At 58.2% G+C, this 18,468-nt stretch carries 16 protein-coding genes and 1 riboswitch; of the genes, 7 read left to right on the top strand and 9 right to left on the bottom strand.

Annotated elements, in window-relative coordinates; translation table 11 throughout:
• Nucleotide 1: 1 nt before the first annotated feature.
• From lepA to rpoE, 5 genes are all read right to left on the bottom strand, one after another.
• On the bottom strand, nucleotides 2-1,801 hold the full coding sequence (lepA, locus tag AC1MEE_RS00365; protein ID WP_480413159.1) for a translation elongation factor 4: 1,800 nt from the start codon (nucleotides 1,799-1,801) through the stop codon (nucleotides 2-4).
• A gap of 180 nt (nucleotides 1,802-1,981) precedes the next feature.
• Nucleotides 1,982-3,358, bottom strand: a complete 1,377-nt coding sequence (locus AC1MEE_RS00360; RefSeq protein WP_480416113.1) for a DegQ family serine endoprotease — start codon at nucleotides 3,356-3,358, stop codon at nucleotides 1,982-1,984.
• 342 nt (nucleotides 3,359-3,700) lie between these two features.
• Nucleotides 3,701-4,669: a MucB/RseB C-terminal domain-containing protein gene (locus AC1MEE_RS00355; RefSeq protein ID WP_480413158.1), complete on the bottom strand. Its 969-nt coding sequence runs from the start codon at nucleotides 4,667-4,669 to the stop codon at nucleotides 3,701-3,703.
• Nucleotides 4,670-4,677: 8 nt separating this feature from the next.
• Nucleotides 4,678-5,268: a sigma-E factor negative regulatory protein gene (locus tag AC1MEE_RS00350; RefSeq protein ID WP_480413157.1), complete on the bottom strand. Its 591-nt coding sequence runs from the start codon at nucleotides 5,266-5,268 to the stop codon at nucleotides 4,678-4,680.
• Between the two features lie 33 nt (nucleotides 5,269-5,301).
• On the bottom strand, nucleotides 5,302-5,883 hold the full coding sequence (gene rpoE / locus AC1MEE_RS00345; RefSeq protein ID WP_219062107.1) for an RNA polymerase sigma factor RpoE/AlgU: 582 nt from the start codon (nucleotides 5,881-5,883) through the stop codon (nucleotides 5,302-5,304).
• Between the two features lie 505 nt (nucleotides 5,884-6,388).
• Here rpoE and nadB point away from each other — a divergent pair.
• Nucleotides 6,389-8,005, top strand: coding sequence for an L-aspartate oxidase (nadB, locus tag AC1MEE_RS00340; protein WP_480413155.1), 1,617 nt, complete (start codon nucleotides 6,389-6,391; stop codon nucleotides 8,003-8,005).
• Here nadB and AC1MEE_RS00335 read toward each other — a convergent pair.
• Together AC1MEE_RS00335 and AC1MEE_RS00330 are read right to left on the bottom strand one after the other, a co-directional pair.
• Nucleotides 7,974-8,441, bottom strand: a complete 468-nt coding sequence (locus AC1MEE_RS00335) for a protein YgfX (protein ID WP_480413154.1) — start codon at nucleotides 8,439-8,441, stop codon at nucleotides 7,974-7,976. The two genes, nadB and AC1MEE_RS00335, sit on opposite strands and share 32 nt — an antisense overlap.
• On the bottom strand, nucleotides 8,425-8,679 hold the full coding sequence (locus tag AC1MEE_RS00330) for an FAD assembly factor SdhE (protein ID WP_480413153.1): 255 nt from the start codon (nucleotides 8,677-8,679) through the stop codon (nucleotides 8,425-8,427). The genes AC1MEE_RS00335 and AC1MEE_RS00330 overlap by 17 nt, the downstream gene beginning before the upstream one ends.
• Nucleotides 8,680-8,840: 161 nt before the next feature.
• On the opposite strand from AC1MEE_RS00330, the gene ygfZ reads away from it, so the two are divergent.
• Both ygfZ and AC1MEE_RS00320 read left to right on the top strand, forming a co-directional pair.
• Nucleotides 8,841-9,782: a CAF17-like 4Fe-4S cluster assembly/insertion protein YgfZ gene (ygfZ, locus tag AC1MEE_RS00325; RefSeq protein WP_480413152.1), complete on the top strand. Its 942-nt coding sequence runs from the start codon at nucleotides 8,841-8,843 to the stop codon at nucleotides 9,780-9,782.
• A gap of 107 nt (nucleotides 9,783-9,889) precedes the next feature.
• Nucleotides 9,890-10,711: an HDOD domain-containing protein gene (locus AC1MEE_RS00320; protein WP_480413151.1), complete on the top strand. Its 822-nt coding sequence runs from the start codon at nucleotides 9,890-9,892 to the stop codon at nucleotides 10,709-10,711.
• Nucleotides 10,712-10,901: 190 nt separating this feature from the next.
• Here AC1MEE_RS00320 and ltrA read toward each other — a convergent pair whose 3' ends face one another.
• Both ltrA and ung read right to left on the bottom strand, forming a co-directional pair.
• The gene (ltrA, locus tag AC1MEE_RS00315; RefSeq protein ID WP_480412364.1) at nucleotides 10,902-12,185 is read right to left on the bottom strand and encodes a group II intron reverse transcriptase/maturase; all 1,284 of its coding nucleotides are present in this window, start codon (nucleotides 12,183-12,185) and stop codon (nucleotides 10,902-10,904) included.
• 702 nt (nucleotides 12,186-12,887) lie between these two features.
• On the bottom strand, nucleotides 12,888-13,580 hold the full coding sequence (gene ung / locus AC1MEE_RS00310; RefSeq protein ID WP_480413150.1) for a uracil-DNA glycosylase: 693 nt from the start codon (nucleotides 13,578-13,580) through the stop codon (nucleotides 12,888-12,890).
• A gap of 189 nt (nucleotides 13,581-13,769) precedes the next feature.
• Between ung and AC1MEE_RS00305 the strand changes: the two genes are divergently transcribed.
• From AC1MEE_RS00305 to AC1MEE_RS00290, 4 genes are all read left to right on the top strand, one after another.
• A complete protein-coding gene (locus AC1MEE_RS00305; RefSeq protein WP_480413149.1) occupies nucleotides 13,770-14,882 on the top strand; it encodes an enoyl-CoA hydratase/isomerase family protein in 1,113 nt (370 codons plus the stop codon).
• A 742-nt stretch (nucleotides 14,883-15,624) separates the two neighbouring features.
• A riboswitch (guanidine-I (ykkC/yxkD leader) is annotated at nucleotides 15,625-15,726 on the top strand.
• 70 nt (nucleotides 15,727-15,796) lie between these two features.
• Entirely contained in the window at nucleotides 15,797-16,864 is a 1,068-nt protein-coding gene (locus AC1MEE_RS00300) for a putative urea ABC transporter substrate-binding protein (RefSeq protein WP_480416389.1), read from the top strand.
• 27 nt (nucleotides 16,865-16,891) lie between these two features.
• Entirely contained in the window at nucleotides 16,892-17,707 is an 816-nt protein-coding gene (locus AC1MEE_RS00295) for an ABC transporter permease (protein ID WP_480413148.1), read from the top strand.
• Entirely contained in the window at nucleotides 17,704-18,468 is a 765-nt protein-coding gene (locus AC1MEE_RS00290; protein WP_480413147.1) for an ABC transporter ATP-binding protein, read from the top strand. Before AC1MEE_RS00295 ends, AC1MEE_RS00290 begins: the two co-directional genes overlap by 4 nt.

The following is an 18,468-nucleotide window of genomic DNA, read 5'->3' as shown; positions in this document are numbered from 1 at the left end:
CCTAACTATCCAACCTGAGCACTGCAAGGAAGGCTTCCTGTGGAATTTCCACGTTACCGACTTGCTTCATGCGTTTTTTACCGGCCTTTTGCTTCTCGAGCAGTTTACGCTTACGGCTGACGTCACCACCGTAACACTTGGCCAGTACGTTCTTTCTGAGGGCCTTGACGGTTGTGCGCGCCACAATCTGCCCGCCAATGGCGGCCTGGATTGCCACGTCGAACATCTGCCGCGGGATCAGTTCTTTCATCTTCTCGGTCAACGCGCGACCTTTATAGTTCGCGTTGTCACGATGCACGATCAACGCCAGAGCGTCGACTTTTTCAGCGTTGATCAACACATCGAGCTTGACCAGGTTCGCTGACTGGTAACGGTTGAAATGGTAATCCAGAGACGCATAACCGCGGCTCACCGACTTGAGACGGTCGAAGAAGTCCAGGACCACTTCGTTCATCGGCAGGTCGTAGCTCACTTGCACCTGAGTCCCCAGGAACAACATGTCGTGCTGCACACCACGTTTTTCGATGCACAGTGTAATGACGTTACCCAGGTGCTCTTGCGGCACAAGAATATTGGCCCGCACAATCGGCTCGCGCATATCTTCGATCGCGGACTGATCAGGAAGCTTGGACGGGTTGTCGACGTAAATCGTTTCACCGGTCTTCAACAGTAGTTCAAAAATTACCGTTGGCGCGGTGGTGATCAGGTCAAGATCGTACTCGCGCTCCAGACGCTCCTGGATGATCTCCATGTGGAGCATGCCCAGGAACCCGCAGCGGAAGCCGAAGCCCAGTGCATCGGAGCTTTCCGGCGCGTATTGCAGGGACGAGTCGTTGAGCGTCAGCTTTTGCAGCGCTTCGCGGAAATCTTCGAAATCATCCGAGCTGACCGGGAACAGGCCGGCATACACCTGCGGCTGCACGCGCTTGAAGCCGGGCAACACGTCGACATCGGGCGTGGTGCTCAGGGTCAGGGTGTCACCGACGGGGGCGCCGTGAATGTCTTTGATACCGGCGATGATGAAGCCTACTTCACCGGCTTTCAGATCAACGGTCTGGGTGTGCTTGGGCGTGAAAACACCCACGCTGTCCACCAGGTGCATCTTGCCAGTGGATTTAACGAGGATCTTGTCGCCCTTCCTGACGCAGCCGTGACGGACACGCACCAGCGAGACGACGCCCAGGTAGTTGTCGAACCAGGAGTCGATGATCAGCGCTTGCAGCGGGTCTTCGATATTGCCGGTCGGCGCGGGAATGGTATGAACCAGACGTTCCAGCACTTCATCGACGCCCAGGCCAGTCTTGGCCGAACACGCGACCGCGTCGGTGGCATCGATGCCGATGATCTTCTCGATCTCTTCCTTGACTCGGTCCGGGTCGGCCTGCGGCAAGTCGATCTTGTTCAGTACCGGCATGACCTCAAGGCCTTGCTCGATGGCGGTGTAGCAATTGGCGACGGACTGAGCCTCTACGCCTTGACCGGCATCGACCACCAGCAGCGCGCCTTCGCAGGCGGCCAGGGAACGGCTGACTTCGTAAGTGAAGTCGACGTGGCCTGGGGTGTCGATGAAGTTCAACTGGTAGGTTTTGCCGTCCAGCGCCTTGTAATGCAGGGTAACGCTGTGGGCCTTGATGGTGATGCCGCGTTCGCGTTCCAGATCCATGGAGTCGAGGACTTGAGCTTCCATCTCGCGCTCGGACAAGCCGCCGCACATCTGAATGAAGCGGTCGGCCAGCGTCGACTTGCCATGGTCAATGTGGGCGATGATGGAGAAATTACGGATATGACTCAAATCACTCACGGATCAACACTCAAAAAGGTTGCAGGCAGATTGCCCGCCGAAAAATAGCCGGGAATTGTACCTGATGGAAGGCTGGGGCGTCACGTTCGCACGCCTCCCCAACGGTCAGTAACCACATTATCTAGACGACGGGCACAAAAAAGGGCGGTGATCACCGCCCTTTTTTATCATGCCAACCTTTTACTCAGTCAGCTTGAAGGTGATGAAGCTCGCTCGCCCCTGACGCAGAACGCGCATGGACACCGAACGATTCTTCGGCAGCTCTTTTGCAACCTCAGTAAAGTTTTTGGCCGATGTGATCGCCTGATTGTTCAGGTGAGTGATCACATCACCCGGTTGCAGACCGATCAAGGCCGCAGGACCCTCCTGCACTTCCTTGATGACCACGCCACCCTTGAGGTCATAGGTTTTCTTCTGCTCAGCGGTCAATTCGACCACCGAAACACCGAGGCGATTGCTGTTGCGCTCGACACCCTCTTCCGGAATGCCCATTTCCTGACCTTCTTCGGGCAGCGCGCCGATAGTCACAGTCAGGGCTTGGCGTTTGCCGCCACGAATCACATCCAGCTCGGCCTTGCTCCCATCCTTCATATTACCGACCAGATGCGGCAGGTCCGCGGACAAGACTATCGGCTGGCCGTTGGCGCTGAGGATAACGTCACCCACTTGCACACCACCTTTAGCCGCCGGACCATTGTCCAACACCTGAGCAACCAGCGCACCGGCCGGTTTGTCCAGACCGAAGGACTCAGCCAGGTCTTTGTTGACCTCCTGGATCACCACACCCAGCCAGCCGCGACTGACTTTGCCGCCAGTCTTCAACTGGTTGGCCACATCCATCGCGACATCGATCGGAATGGCGAAGGACAGCCCCATGAAACCACCGGAGCGAGTGAAGATCTGCGAGTTGATCCCCACCACTTCGCCGGCCATGTTGAACAGCGGACCACCGGAGTTGCCCGGGTTGATCGCCACGTCGGTCTGGATGAACGGTACATAGGTGTCGTTCGGCAGGCTGCGACCCTTGGCGCTGACGATACCTTTGGTCACCGAGTGATCGAAGCCGAACGGCGAACCGATGGCCAGGACCCACTCACCGACTTTCAGCTTGTCGGAGTTGCCTATCTTGACGATCGGCAGGTCCTTGCCTTCGATCTTCAGGACGGCGACGTCAGTGCGCGAATCAGTGCCAATCAGCTTGGCCTTCAACTCACTGCGGTCGGAAAGACGCACGATGATTTCATCCGCGCCTTCGATCACATGGTTGTTGGTCAACACATAACCGTCGGCCGAGATAATGAAGCCCGAACCCAAGGACTGAACCTCGCGCTGGCGATCATTTTTGGGGGTACGTTGCCCCTTCGGTATGCTGCGCTCGAAGAACTCGCGAAGCTGGGGTGGCAGCCCCTCCAGATCCGGCATCTGACCACTCGCAACGGAGCGCTCAGGCATTTTCTGGCGGGTACTGATGTTCACTACAGCGGGCGATGCTTGCTCGACCAGACCTGTAAAGTCAGGCAAAGCCTCCGCTTGGGCGGCGGCCATCTGGCCCAGCATCAGTACAGCGGCAACGAATGATAAATAAGACTTCAAGCGTGGTATCGACATACGGCTCCCGTTCACAACGAGCATGGTTAAGCTGTACGGACCGACCGGCCCGAGGAGCTAGCGCGCAACGCAAACAACTGCGGCGGCATTTCTATCAGCCATTTTTTTGGCCCAGAAACGACTAAGGCCAGAGCTGCGAAGCTATGACCTATAGAAAAAATCGAGTTTTTTTGCAACCTGGAAAGCTCACAAAACATTTCAGCATCTCAATCGCGAAACAAGCACAGGCTTGCCTTGCCGATAAAACAGCTCATCTGAGGCACTCACCCCGCCCGTCACTTGCCAAGTGACTCACTTGGCGGCCTGTTTGACCGGCTCATCAGCGCTGCGCATCGAGAGTGCAATCCGTTCGGCGGTGCCAATCGGTATTTCTCCCACCACGGTAACCATGGCATCTCCGGCAGACGTCGTCACGCGTCGCGATACTGCCACGGTCGGGCCGAGCTGGGTGCGAATGTCTGCTACGGTAGCTCCGCTCAACGGCTCAATGAAGACCGAAAAGCGTGCCAGACCGTCGTCGTACATCAAACTCGTCACTGCGACTTTGGTGTCAGGATCCTTGCGCACTGCACTGCTGCTCAACTCGAAGCCATCAGGCAACCAGTCGGAGTGCCATGCAGAAGGAACATTGGATACGTCATCCTTGCTTTTGGCGATCTGCACCGGTTTGCAATCGGCACTGACCTCAAGCATCTGATCGGTTGGGACGTCCCGAGTATCAAGCTCGGTAAACTGGAAACGTTCGAGCAACTGCCCCTTATCGTTCAACAGCAACGACTTCAACGGCAATGCTGTTTCGCTGTCCACATGCAACTCGATGCCATAGCGATGCTGATCACGCGGCGTCATCGCAACAATGATCGCATTCCGACCGGCCACTCGAGACTTTCCTACAACGTTCATCTCATACAAGGCTGAAAGTTTTTTCGGATCCAGATTTCGTGCCGGAGAATTGGGCTGATTGCCTACGCCTGCTACAAGAGTGCCACTGACGCATTGGGTAAGTCCGTCAACGCGCAGCACTTCCTGTGCAGAACCATCGAGTTGGAGCAAATGTTCACGAACTTTGCCATCGACGACGCGATGCCAGATTCGATGGGTGGAGAAACTACCGTTACGCTCGTAAACGAAAGTACCCTGGAAACTTTGCTGTTGCTCTGCTTGCGCAAGACGCCTGAGCAGGTCTTGCGCATCCTCGGCATGTGCTGGAAGAACCAGCCACCCACCGAGTAGAAGCGGCAATAGAGGGATGGCGCGCATGATCCTCCTTAGCGATTTTCCAGGCTAGCAGCACGAGCATATGGCAAAGCGCTTTCGCTGCCTTTCAAAGCTGCTTGCTGAGCATGTTGACGCAAATAGCCTGGCAGACGCTGATCGTGCCAGCCAGCCTGGCCTTGCAATACACCACTGGCCATAGGACCCGGGGCTTGCTCGCTTTCACTATAGCCGGCCAATACTGCCGGGCCTTTTACCTGCGGTACCGACAGACTCGTCGGCTGAGGTGCTTGCTGAGCCAGTTCGACACCAGCGATGTCGTCATGGTTGTACAAACGCACACCGGCCAATACAGCAAGGGTTACCGAAGCGGCGACAGCCAGACGACCCAGGCTACGCCAAGGACCCCGCGTTGTCTTGAGCGGGCTGACTTCATCGGCGATCGCGGCAGAAACAGCAGCCGAAATATCCATACGAGGCAACAACAAGTCTTTGTGCATCGCTGCACGGGCAACTTGATAACGCGACCATGTGGCACGCGTATCCGCATCGTCAAAGGCGTTCAGCACCCGACGTAATTCCAATTCATCCGCTTCGTTATCCATCACCGCGGACAGCGATTCCTGCAGGGCTTCACGACTCATGGCGGGGTTCCTCTCTTGGCTATCGCCGCTGTCTCAGGAGTCCTGCAGCAAGGGCTGCAGGGCTTTATCGATGGCTTCCCGAGCGCGGAAAATCCGAGATCGCACGGTACCCACCGGACACTGCATGACGCTGGCAATGTCCTCGTAACTAAGACCGTCGAATTCACGTAAAGTTAGGGCCGTACGTAAATCTTCCGGGAGTAACTGGATAGTTCGATGGACAGTGCCCTCGATCTCATCCCTCAACAATGCACGTTCTGGCGACTCGATATCCTTGAGGCCATGATCGCCATCGTAGAACTCCGCGTCTTCAGACCTTACATCGCTATCCGGTGGCCGCCGACCTCGCGACACCAAATAGTTTTTCGCCGTGTTAATGGCGATGCGGTACAGCCAGGTATAAAAAGCGCTGTCGCCGCGAAAATTACCAAGTGCACGATAGGCCTTGATAAAGGCCTCTTGTGCGACGTCCTGGGCTTCATGGGTGTCGTGCACGAATCGCACGATCAACCCGAGAATTTTGTGCTGGTATTTCAGCACGAGCAGATCAAAAGCTCGCTTATCGCCGCGCTGTACGCGCTCGACCAGCTGCTGATCCTCTTCCTGGGTTAGCATGAACACTCCTCGGTGGACCTGAAGGAGCGTTGCATCTGCCGTTGAACAGGCTTGCAAACATAGACTCGGGCTTTTCGCAAAAGTTCTCCCCCTTCAAGCAAGTTTCCTGCGGACAATCATTGGGCCCGCACGAAAAACGCAGCTCGGACATGGCCGGCTGCGTGAATAATCTAGTCGTCGAATCCGCTTGCGATGGCAGCTGCTTGAGCCCCGCACATAACCGACGCGTCCCTTTATAGGCAACCTTCTATTGAGCCCGGGCCTGTATGAAAAGTTCCCGGATTTCGCTTTCAGGTGCAAGAAGCTTACCGCGGCTCAGGCGGAAAATATGATTCAGCCCTGAAACAATCACCATACCAACCTTCCGCAGGGAAAACGGTATGCATGTGTGTTCAGACTGGAGCACAATCCGAGCCCGCAGTGGCTTCACAATGCCATAAAAGCGCGGCTATTGTGCCGATCCACCCCCCTATATACTAGTGGCCGCTACGTGCGGAGTTCTGACATGAGCCAACATTTTCAACACGACGTCCTTGTGATTGGTAGCGGTGCCGCCGGGCTGAGCCTTGCGCTGACCCTGCCGAGCCATTTGCGTATTGCCGTTTTGAGCAAGGGCGACCTGGCCAACGGTTCGACATTCTGGGCCCAGGGTGGTGTCGCGGCCGTTCTGGACAACGCCGACACCGTGCAATCTCATGTCGAAGACACCCTCAATGCCGGTGGTGGCCTGTGCGATGAAGACGCCGTGCGCTTTACCGTCGAGCACAGCCGCGAAGCCATTCAGTGGCTGATCGACCAAGGCGTGCCGTTTACTCGCGATGATCACTCGACCACGGAAGATGGCGGTTTCGAATTCCATCTGACCCGTGAGGGCGGTCACAGCCATCGGCGCATCATTCACGCCGCCGATGCCACAGGCGCTGCAATCTTCAAGACGTTGCTCGCGCAAGCCAGGCTGCGGCCCAACATTGAGCTGCTGGAACAGCGCGTTGCAGTAGATTTGATCACCGAACGTCGCTTGGGTCTGGAAGGCCAACGCTGCCTGGGCGCCTACGTGCTTAATCGCGCCAGTGGTGAAGTCGACACCTACGGCGCCCGCTTCACCATCCTGGCATCGGGCGGAGCGGCGAAGGTTTATCTGTACACCAGCAACCCCGATGGCGCCTGCGGTGATGGCATCGCCATGGCCTGGCGCTCCGGTTGCCGGGTGGCGAATCTGGAGTTCAACCAGTTCCACCCCACCTGCCTTTATCACCCGCAAGCCAAAAGCTTTCTGGTAACAGAAGCCCTGCGTGGTGAGGGTGCCTGGCTCAAACTGCCCAACGGCGAGCGTTTCATGCAGCGCTTCGATCCACGGGCCGAGCTGGCGCCACGGGATATTGTCGCCCGCGCCATCGACCATGAAATGAAGCGTCTGGGCATCGACTGCGTGTACCTGGACATCAGCCACAAGCCTGCAGACTTCATCAAGACCCATTTCCCGACGGTCTATGAGCGCTGCCTGGAATTCTCCATCGACATCACCAAAGAGCCGATCCCGGTGGTGCCGGCCGCGCACTACACCTGCGGCGGCGTGATGGTCGACGAACGGGGTCGCACCGACGTGCCGGGCCTTTACGCCATCGGCGAAACCAGCTTCACCGGCCTGCACGGCGCCAACCGCATGGCCAGCAATTCATTGCTGGAATGCTTTGTCTACGCCCGCTCTGCTGCGGCCGACATCCTCGAACAATTGCCTGACGTGCCATTGCATGAGGACCTGCCGAGCTGGGATGCCAGCCAGGTAACCGATTCCGACGAAGACGTGATCATTGCCCACAACTGGGATGAATTGCGGCGATTCATGTGGGACTACGTGGGTATCGTGCGCACCAACAAGCGCTTGCAACGAGCGCAACATCGGGTGCGACTGCTGCTGGACGAGATCGACGAGTTCTACAGCAACTATAAAGTCAGCCGTGACCTGATCGAACTGCGCAACCTGGCTCAAGTGGCGGAGCTGATGATCCGCTCGGCCATGGAACGCAAGGAAAGCCGCGGGCTGCACTACACGCTGGATTATCCGGACATGCTGCCCGAGGCACTTGACACTATTCTGGTGCCGCCCACCTACGTCGGCTGAACTTCAAACGTACGCGCAAACGTCGGTGAACCTCCGGCGCCAGCGCGTCGCGCGGGATGCACAGGCCGCGCACCCGTCGCCCGACCACTCGTCGCTCGCCCACCAAACGAAAGCGCAGCACCACCGCCAATGGCAGCGCCAGACTGTCTCGACGCAGCTGCACCGCTTGCCAGCCAGAGCGGGCGCTCCACAGCTGCCATCCGTCGGCATCACGCCGCAGGCCGGTAAATGCTGAAGGGCTGCTCAGCAAGATGAAGCGCGGCAACGCCCAAACCCCATGAGCCAGGCACAGCACAACGCCGAGCGCGCTCGCCCATCCGGGAACATCAAGGAAATATAACGAAACCAGCGCCAGCGCCTGAGCGATCAGATAAGCCGTCAGCAGCAGCCGAGAGGCCCGCCAACGGCATTCAAAGCAATCACTTCGGCTGGACACGATCCAGAATCATGCGAACCATACGCTGCAGGTCCGGGTCTTCCGATTCGGCGCGCTGCATGAACCAGCCGAACATGTCCTGATCTTCACATGTCAGCAACTTGCGATAAAGATCGCGATCTTCGGCATCCAGGGTGGCATACACCTCCCTTACAAAGGGTACCAGCAACACGTCCAGCTCCAGCATGCCGCGGCGGCTGTGCCAGTAAAGCCGGTTGAGTTCAACGTCATCGACCATGGATCGCTCCTCAAATAGGCGGCAAGTATACAGGCGCAGTTCCACCAGGCGCACTGCACGTTGGTCGCAGCAGTTTTCAAAGGACGAGCAATCAAGCCTGTACCCATTCTGCAAACACAGCACTATCATGGTGCCCCAGACTTTTGACCCTGCGATGACCAATGGCCGACTCCGCTTTTTTCTGCACACTGTCCCACGAGGGCATTCTCGCCGTCCGCGGCCCTGACGCCAGCAAGTTCCTTCAGGGCCAATTGACCTGCAACCTCAACTACCTGAACGACACCACCGCGACCCTCGGTGCCCGCTGCACGCAAAAAGGCCGCATGCAATCGAGCTTCCGCATCCTGCTCGAAGGCGATGGCTGCCTGCTGGCGATGGCGTCCGAGCTGATCGAGCCGCAATTGCTGGATTTGAAGAAGTACGCGGTGTTCTCCAAGTCAAAACTGACTGACGAAAGTGCCAGCTGGGTCCGCTTTGGCCTCAGCGATGGCGACGGCGCGCTGGTGACGCTGGGACTGGATCTGCCGCAGGAATCGGACGCCGTGGCTCGGGCCAATGGCCTGATCGCCATTCGCGTCTCCCCTGCCCGGGCCGAGTTATGGGTGCCGGCCGATCAAGCCGAAAGCGTGCAGGCTCGTCTCGCGGCGCAACTGCCTCAGGGCTCGCTGAACGACTGGCTGCTGGGGCAGATTCGCGCAGGTATCGGTCAAGTGCTGGGCAACACCCGCGAAGTCTTCATCCCGCAGATGCTCAATCTGCAGGCGGTGGGTGGTGTGAGCTTCAAGAAAGGTTGCTACACCGGCCAGGAAATCGTCGCGCGCATGCAGTATCTGGGCAAACTCAAGCGTCGGCTGTACCGCTTGACCGTGGCCAGCGCTGAAATTCCTGAACCCGGCACTGAGCTGTTTTCGCCGGTCCACGCCAGCGCCGTGGGCGAAGTCGTGATTGCCGCACAGACGACAGACGGCATCGAACTGCTGGCCGTGTTGCAGGCCGATGCGGTGGAAGACGGCAATATCCGTCTCGGCACCCCTGAGGGTCTGGCACTGCAATTGACCGACCTGCCTTATACACTGGACGCCAAACTCGAAACCCAGCGTTAAGCGCGGCAAGCAACACCTCCCCCTGACCCCGAACCCAAGCCTGTCACCCCTTGAGCGCTCGTCGAGCGCTGAGGGGCACGAACCACGTAACGCCCACGAGATGCGACATGAGCAAGATGGCTGACAAGGTGCAAAAGGACTTGATCACGGCGATCGATAACGATGCGCTGTTTCTGCCTACCCTGCCGGAAGTGGCACTGAAAATCCGTCTCGCCGCAGAAAATCTCGACATCAGCGTCAGTGACCTGAGCAAGGTGATCGGCGGCGATACGGCGCTTTCCGCACGCCTGATCAAAGTGGTGAATAGCCCGCTGATGCGCGCCAGTGTCGAAGTCAGCGACCTGCATACCGCCATCACCCGACTGGGGATCAACTACAGCTGCAATCTGGCAATCGGTCTGGTCGTGGAGCAGATGTTTCAGGCCAAGTCCGACGTGGTCGAGCGCAAGATGCGCGAAATCTGGAAGAAAAGTCTGCAGGTGGCAGGCATCAGTTACACATTGTGCCGCAATCACTTGCAGCTCAAACCGGATCAGGCGACCCTGGCGGGGATGGTGCACTTGATTGGCGTGCTACCCATCCTGACGTATGCCGAAGATCACTACGAACTCTTGTCAGATTCGGTCAGCCTCAATCATGTGATCGAGCGTATTCACCCTATTATCGGCGACAAACTGCTCAGTGCCTGGGAGTTTCCAGAGCCGCTGGCCAAGTTGCCGGGGCAGTTCCAGGATTTCAACCGCCAGGCGCAGCGCGCCGATTACGTCGATCTGGTGCAAATCGCAACGGTGCACAGTTATCAGGGCTCCAGCCATCCTTACGCCGAAATCGAGCTGAGCAGCCTGCCCGCCTTCGCCCGCCTGGGGCTGAGCCTTGGTAACGGTAGTCTGGTGACCGAGATGAATGAAGCCATGACCATGCTTGTCTAGACACAGTTTTGAGTCGGCAAAAAACTCACCCGCACCTTCAAGCCCCTCAAACAACCTGTAAACCATTGGGTTTAAAAGATTATTTTTTGGAATGCAGGATCTGACTGATCGGGTCGAGGTAACGGGACTAGCCCGTTACCCCTCCCACACCACCGGACGTGCGGTTTTCCGCATCCGGCGGTTGGACTGCTCAGTATTGCACTGAGGCGAGATCCTGCGCGGTGATCAGGCCATATTGCTTCAAGCGTTTGTTGTTCAAGGCTTGGTGCATGGCCGGATGTGCCGCCGCTTTCCAAGCTCCGTCGTGAAAACTCACTCGCGCAAGCCCTCGTTTCGAGATGCCCATCTTCAGCAGTTGGGCCATACGACCCTTGCGGTTATGCCACCGCTGCCAAAAGCACTTGCGCATGTGGCGCCGCGTCCATTGTGAGAGCTGCGTGAAGTTTCGCTCCGTGGCCAGCCGGAAATAACCAAACCAGCCAAGAAGATAACCTCTCCATTGCTCAACCAGTTCCCGGGAGGTGAGTCCCTGTCTGGCTGACCAACATTCACGAACGCGTTTGCGGTATCGCTTGACCGTCCTGCCCGACAGGTGATTGTTGCCTTCCTCGTCGATCAGATAACCCAGAAAATCGCGTTCCCAAGGACGACCCGTGCCGCTCTTGCTGGCATTGACCTTCAGCTTCAGGTGTTTCTCGATCCACGCCACGATGCTTTCCAGTATTCGCTCTGCGCTGCGCTCGCTTTCGACAAAGATCATCAGGTCGTCTGCATAGCGACAGAAGCTCAGCCCTCGAGTTTCCAGCTCCTTGTCCAGCGGGTCCAGATACAGATTGGCCAGCAGCGGACTCAGCGGACCACCTTGCGGTACGCCCGCCGTGCGTTTGTGCCGCTGGCCGTTCAGGACCATGTCCGCGCGCAGGTTCGACGCCAGATACTTGTTCAGCCGCTTGTCCCGGATGTCGCGGGTGATGCGCGTCATGAGTCGGTCGTGATTGACCTCGTCAAAGAACGCTTCAATGTCCACATCGACAACCCAGGTCTTGCCGCTGAGCACGAAGTCTTTCGCCGCCCTGATCGCGTCAAGGTTGCTGCGCCCGGGCCTGAACCCGTAGCTGTGCTCACTGAAACCACCGTCCCAAAGCTTCGTCAGTTGCTGGCTTACCGCTTGCTGGATCACTCGATCCTGCGTGTTGGGAATCCCCAGCAGCCGTTCTCCGCCTTGGGGTTTGCCGATCGTTTTACCCCTGATCGGACCGGGCTGGTAGCTCCCGGCCAGAAGCTTTTCCTTGATGCCCGGCCAATGCTTGACCAAGTGCGCTTCGAGGTCTTCAGTGCTAATACCGTCAACCCCGGGCGCACCTTTGTTGGCCCGGACTTTCTTGAACGCACGGCGCATGTTGTCAGCCTCGACAACCTGCTCCACGCTGATTTCGCTCAACACGTCTCCAGTTTCCTGTTCCGTCTGACACATCACTCGCTCTTTCCTTTCATTAGTTCTCCGGGATCCACCCGGGCATTCATGTCCGGCCAACCCGTCGGTGTCACTGCACTTTTCCGGGTTCGGTTTCAAAGAGCTCTGGCTCAATGTAAGAAGTCCATTACGGGTGTTGTTTATCCTTCGGCCCTTTGCTCCAAGCGCATTACCGCTCATCTTCGCTACTACGGCCTCTGCTGACTTCTCGCTCACTGACGTGTGCGAGATCTCCCCGGGTAAGGTGCCAAAACCATCGGCCCGTGCCGTCAGGCTCTACTGAATGCGTCTTTCGGTGACAGTCGGATTTCGTGGTTCCCAGCACACTAATCGCCCGCATCCAGCCTCGCTGCCTGTTCGTGTTCCTACGGTCGTGCCTTTGCTACGCGCTTCTTTCAGCTTGGCCTCACGGCGTCCACCTTGCGTTTCACTACAGTTGTCGTCACTTACTCTGGCCATCGCTTTCAGATGGCTGGTTTTGGCCCATGCCGGGCACACTGGGAGCGAATTCATTCGCGAATACGGTCTATCAGGCGCCGACGATGTTGGATGTGCCGACGCCTTCGCGAATGAGACTACGCGCCCCGATTGCTCCCACGAGGATTCAGGGTGAACCCAACACCGAGTTTGCTGCGCGACAGCGCAGCGTCGAAGACGGGGCGGAATCTCCTACAAAGCCCCGCCGCAGCTCTCAAGATTTGATCAGACCGGCGGCAGCTTCCACTCAATCGGCGTCAAACCATTCTGCTGCAAATACTTGTTGGCGCGCCCGAAGTGCCCGTTACCCAGAAAGCCCTTGTACGCGGACAACGGCGAAGGGTGGACCGAGGTCAATACCAGGTGTTTGGTCGCATCGATCAGCTTTTGCTTGCTCTGCGCATGTGCACCCCACAGCAAAAACACCAAATGCGGCTGATGCTCACTGACCACCTCAATCACCTTATCGGTAAACAACTGCCAACCCTTTTTCGCATGTGAGGCGGCGTTTGCGCGCTCGACGGTCATGGTGGTGTTGAGTAGCAACACGCCCTGATCGGCCCAGGATTGCAGGTAGCCGTGATTAGCGATGTCGATGTTCAGGTCGCGTTTAAGCTCTTTATAGATATTGACCAGCGATGGCGGTGTCGGCACTCCCGGTTGCACCGAGAAGCACAAACCATGGGCCTGACCTGGGCCGTGGTACGGGTCCTGGCCGATGATCACCACCTTGACCTGATCCAGCGGCGTCGAATTCAGCGCATTGAAAATCATCGGCCCCGGCGGATAGATCTCCTTGCCGGCGGCGTGCTCCTGACGCAAAAACTCGCGCAGTTCATTCATGTAGGGCTGCTCGAACTCCTCACGCAGTGCGTGCTTCCAGCCCGGTTCGAGTTTGATACGGTCGTCGCTTGTCATGGCACACCTGAAAAAAACAATGGGCGGACACTAGGAAAGCTGGCCGCCGATGTCAATTGGCCTATGTCATTGCCCTGCGGCAAAACCTATCTTTCCTACACTCAATACAAACCGCCATTTGCAACTTACCCCTGCACGGGGGTATCACAGACTCTATGGATAATTGCCCTGTCCCTCCGAGAGGTCACGATGAATCTGCAATTTGAAGAACTCCCCGCCCAGGACGGCGCGCGCATCGGTGTTGCCAGCCTGGATGCAGAAAAGTCCCTGAACGCGCTGTCCCTACCGATGATCCTGGCGCTGACGGAGCGTCTTGAAACCTGGGCCAACGACCCGCAAATCGTCTGTGTACTGCTGCGCGGCAATGGCGAAAAAGCCTTTTGTGCCGGCGGCGATGTGCGCAGTCTGGTTGACGCCTGTCGCGCCCATCCCGGCGAGGTCCCGCCGCTGGCCGCGCACTTCTTCGCAGCAGAATACCGCCTCGATTACCGACTGCACACGTACCCCAAGCCGTTGATCTGCTGGGGCCATGGTTATGTACTCGGCGGTGGGTTGGGCTTGCTGCAAGGCGCAGGCATTCGCGTCGTAACCCCTAGCAGCCGCCTGGCGATGCCAGAAATCAGCATCGGTTTGTATCCCGACGTCGGCGCCAGTTGGTTTCTCTCCCGATTGCCCGGCAAGCTAGGCCTGTTCCTCGGTTTGACCGGCGCACACATCAACGCGCGTGACGCACTGGATCTCGACCTGGCCGACCGTTTTCTGCTGGATGAACAGCAAGAAGAATTGATCGGGGGGCTGGTGCAACTGAACTGGCAGGAACAAACCTGGGTGCAACTCAACAGCCTGCTCAAGGCGCTGCAGCAGAAAGCCGTCGAACAATTGCCCCAAGCGCAATGGCTGCCGCGTCGGGCGCAAATCGATGAGTTGCTGGATGTCGCCGATCTGCCCTCCGCCTGGCGCGCCATCAGCCAGTGGCACCTACACAACGATATCCTGCTCAGCCGTGCGGCGAAGAATCTGACCGAAGGCTGCCCGTTGACCGCGCATCTGGTATGGGAGCAAGTCATCCGCGCCCGGCATATGTCACTGGCCGAAGTATTCCAGATGGAATACACCATGAGCCTCAACTGTTGCCGTCATCCCGAGCTCAGCGAAGGTGTCCGCGCCCGGCTGATCGATAAGGATCAAAAGCCTCATTGGCATTGGCAGGATGTCGCCAACATCCCGGACGCGGTGATCGAAGCACACTTCACCAAAGTCTGGGAGGGTCGGCACCCGCTCGCCGATTTGCTGGATTATTGAACGAAAGAAAACGGCGCTCTCAGGAGCGCCGTTTGAGTTGACTGTTAACTGTGTCACCGGCTACCACCATGACCTCCTTCCTGGCCGCCTTGACCGTTACCATGACTCCGACCGCCGGACCCGTTACCAGGACGGTTCTCAGTCCACGTACGACCAGGATGGTTACCGGAATCACCGTGGTGTTCGTGGTTATCACCATGACCGGAAAAACCCTGTCTTGGTGGGTAATAAGGAGCAGGGCGCGGCACGTAGTAGCGCGGTCGCTCGATGACATAACCAGGGTAGCCAGGGCGGTAGTAGTGATCGTAGTAGCCGCCGCCGTAGTAATAGCCATCGTATCTGGGCGCAGTGTACACATCGGATTGGTAGTAACCGGGGCCTCCATAACAACCAGCGAGCGTCAAACCCAGCACAACTATAAGCAAAGGTCGTCGATACATAGCGGCCTCCTGGACCGCGATAGAGCTCAAACCAGCGACGCTGGTCGGCGTCGGTCAACATCTGACGGACACAACATCAGACCGCAAAAAGACCTTCGAGTGCCCTGTTTTTGAAACTATATAGCCAACCCTCTAACGCCCCGCACCGGTGCGCAGTCGCACCATGATAAAGCAGCGGTTCCCCTTTCTATTCCCCCTCACGACCCGGCAACCCCTCAGCCACAAGGCTCTGCGCGACTTGGCACGGCTCTCGCTTAACAACTCATGTGCAGGAGTCAAATCGGTTCGCGGCACCACAATTTGCAATAGCTGACTAGGGTTCCGGCTCGCTTCAAGCGAGTGGCTGGTCCGAGAGTTGGCGACCTCCAGTAGAGGTTACACGGCGGGATAAAAGCCCGGGAGACAGGACACCAGTGGTGTCACGTGACTCCTGACCGCCTTTTTTTCCTACTGGAGATTTCTACCATGCAGCGCATACAAAAGCCCCGCCTGTTTTCCTTGCTCGCCGCCGGACTCGTCGCGGCCTTGAGCTTCTCCGCCCACGCCGCCCCGAAACAACACTTCAATGTCTGCTGGACCATCTATGCCGGTTGGATGCCCTGGGAATACGCAGGCACTCAAGGCATCGTCGACAAGTGGGCGAAGAAGTACGGCATCTCCATCGATGTCACGCAGATCAACGACTACGTCGAATCGATCAACCAATACACCGCTGGCCAGTTCGATGGCTGCACCATGACCAATATGGACGCCCTGACCATTCCGGCTGCGGGCGGCCTGGACAGCACCGCGTTGATCGTTAGCGACTTCTCCAACGGCAACGACGGCATCGTCCTCAAGGGCGAAGGCAAGACCCTGGCCGACCTCAAAGGCATGAACGTCAATCTGGTTCAATTGTCGGTATCGCACTACCTGCTGGCCCGTGGTCTGGAGCATGCCAAACTGGCGGAGAAAGACCTGAAAGTGGTCAACACCTCTGACGCCGACATCGCCGCCGCCTTCAACACCGACGAGGTAAAAGCCGTCACCACCTGGAACCCGATGCTCTCGGAGATCAAGGCCAAGCCGGGCGTGACTGAAGTGTTCGACTCCAGCCAGATCCCTGGCGAGATCATGGACATGATGGTCGTCAACACCCAGACCCTCAAAGACAACCCGGCGCTGGGCAAAGCACTGACCGGCGCCTGGTTCGAGGTGGTCGCGTTGATGAACAGCAAGTCAGCCGCCAGCACCGCAGCCCTGGAACACATGGCCAAAGCCTCGGGTACCAACTTGCCTGGCTTCCAGTCGCAACTGGACACCACCAAGCTGTTCGCCACCCCCAAGGAAGCGCTTGAGTTTGCCAACAGCCCGAAACTGCCAGCGACCATGGACAAGGTCGCCAGCTTCTCCTTCAGCCACGGCTTGCTCGGCGACGGCGCGAAAAACGCTGGCGCAGTCGGCATCGCGTTCGCCAAGGACGTGAGCACCGGCGACAAGGGCAACATCAAATTGCGCTTCGACCCGAGCTACGTGCAGATGGCTGCCGAAGGCAAGTTGTAATCGCGTCCCAGTCCTAAGGTCATTGCCATGCGCTTGATAAACCGCCGTCCGGATCGCGCCAGCCGTCTGATCCTGGTGATCCTGCCGTTCGCCCTGTTGCTGTTCGCCTACTTCACGGGCTCGGCGACCCGGCTGACGGAAAACCCCAACGACAAACTGCTGCCCAGCGCGGTGCAGATGACCGATGCGGTCAAGCGCATGGCTTTTACCGAAGACCCGCGCAGCGGCGGTTATCTGCTGTGGCAGGACACCGGTTCCAGCCTGCAGCGATTGGCGATCGGGCTGGGCATCAGCGCCTTGCTCGGTCTGTGTCTGGGTATTGCGTCGGGCATTCTGCCGTTGTTCGGCGCGCCGTTGTCGCCACTGCTGACCGTGCTATCGATGGTGCCGCCGCTGGCGATCCTGCCGATTCTGTTCATCGTATTTGGCTTGGGTGAGTTGTCGAAAGTCATGCTGATTGTGATCGGCATCACACCGGTGCTGGCGCGGGATCTGGAGCAACGCGCCCGGGAGATTCCCGTCGAGTTGCTGATCAAGGCGCAGACCCTCGGTGCCTCGACCTGGACCTTGATCCTGCGGGTCATTCTGCCGCAACTGCTGCCGCGCCTGCTGATCGCTTTGCGTCTGGTGTTGGGTTCGGCCTGGTTGTTCCTGATCGCGGCCGAAGCCATCGCCTCCACCGACGGCCTGGGTTATCGGATTTTTCTGGTGCGGCGTTATCTGGCGATGGACGTGATTCTGCCCTACGTGGTGTGGATCACGCTCTTGGCCTGGCTGATGGATTGGGGCCTCAAGGCACTGACCCGACGTGCGTTTCCCTGGTACGAAGGAGCGCGCGCATGAGCTTTATTTCGGTGAATAGCGTCTGGCAACAGTACGACGATCAAGTGGTACTGGAAGGCCTGAACCTGAGCGTCAATGAAGGCGAGTTCTGCACCCTGGTCGGCGCGTCGGGCTGTGGCAAATCCACCTTCCTGCGCCTGCTGCTCGGCCAGGAAGTGCCCAGTCGCGGGCAGATCCATCTGGACGGCAAACCACTGGTCGGCGAGCCGGACTCCAGCCGTGGCGTGGTGTTTCAGCGCTACTCGGTGTTTCCCCATCTTTCAGTGCTGGACAACGTCGCGCTGGGGCTTGAATTGCCGCGCTCGGCGTTGCTCGGACGGCTGTTCGGCAAGGCCAAGCGCGACGCCCGGGAACAGGCCGCCGCGTTGCTGCACAAAGTGGGCCTCGGTCACTCGCTGGACAAGTATCCGACGCAGCTCTCGGGCGGCATGCAACAACGTCTGGCTATCGCTCAAGCGCTGATCATGCAACCCCGCGTGTTGCTGCTGGACGAGCCGTTCGGCGCCCTCGATCCAGGCATCCGCAAGGACATGCATGTGCTGCTGCTGGAGCTGTGGCGCGAGACCCAATTGACCGTGTTCATGGTCACCCACGACCTGTCCGAAGGTTTCAACCTCGGCACGCGCCTGCTGGTGTTCGACAAGGTTCGCCATGACCCCCACGCACCCGGTGCGTATGGCGCCCGCATCACCTACGACATTCCCCTGAACAGCGACCGCCGCGCTGCACGCGCCGCGATTGATTCGCTGCAAACGGCATAA

Source organism: Pseudomonas sp. ASL3, from assembly GCF_056680425.1.
Note: the sequence above shows the minus strand (reverse complement) of the source record. Positions and strands in the feature narration are given on the sequence as shown.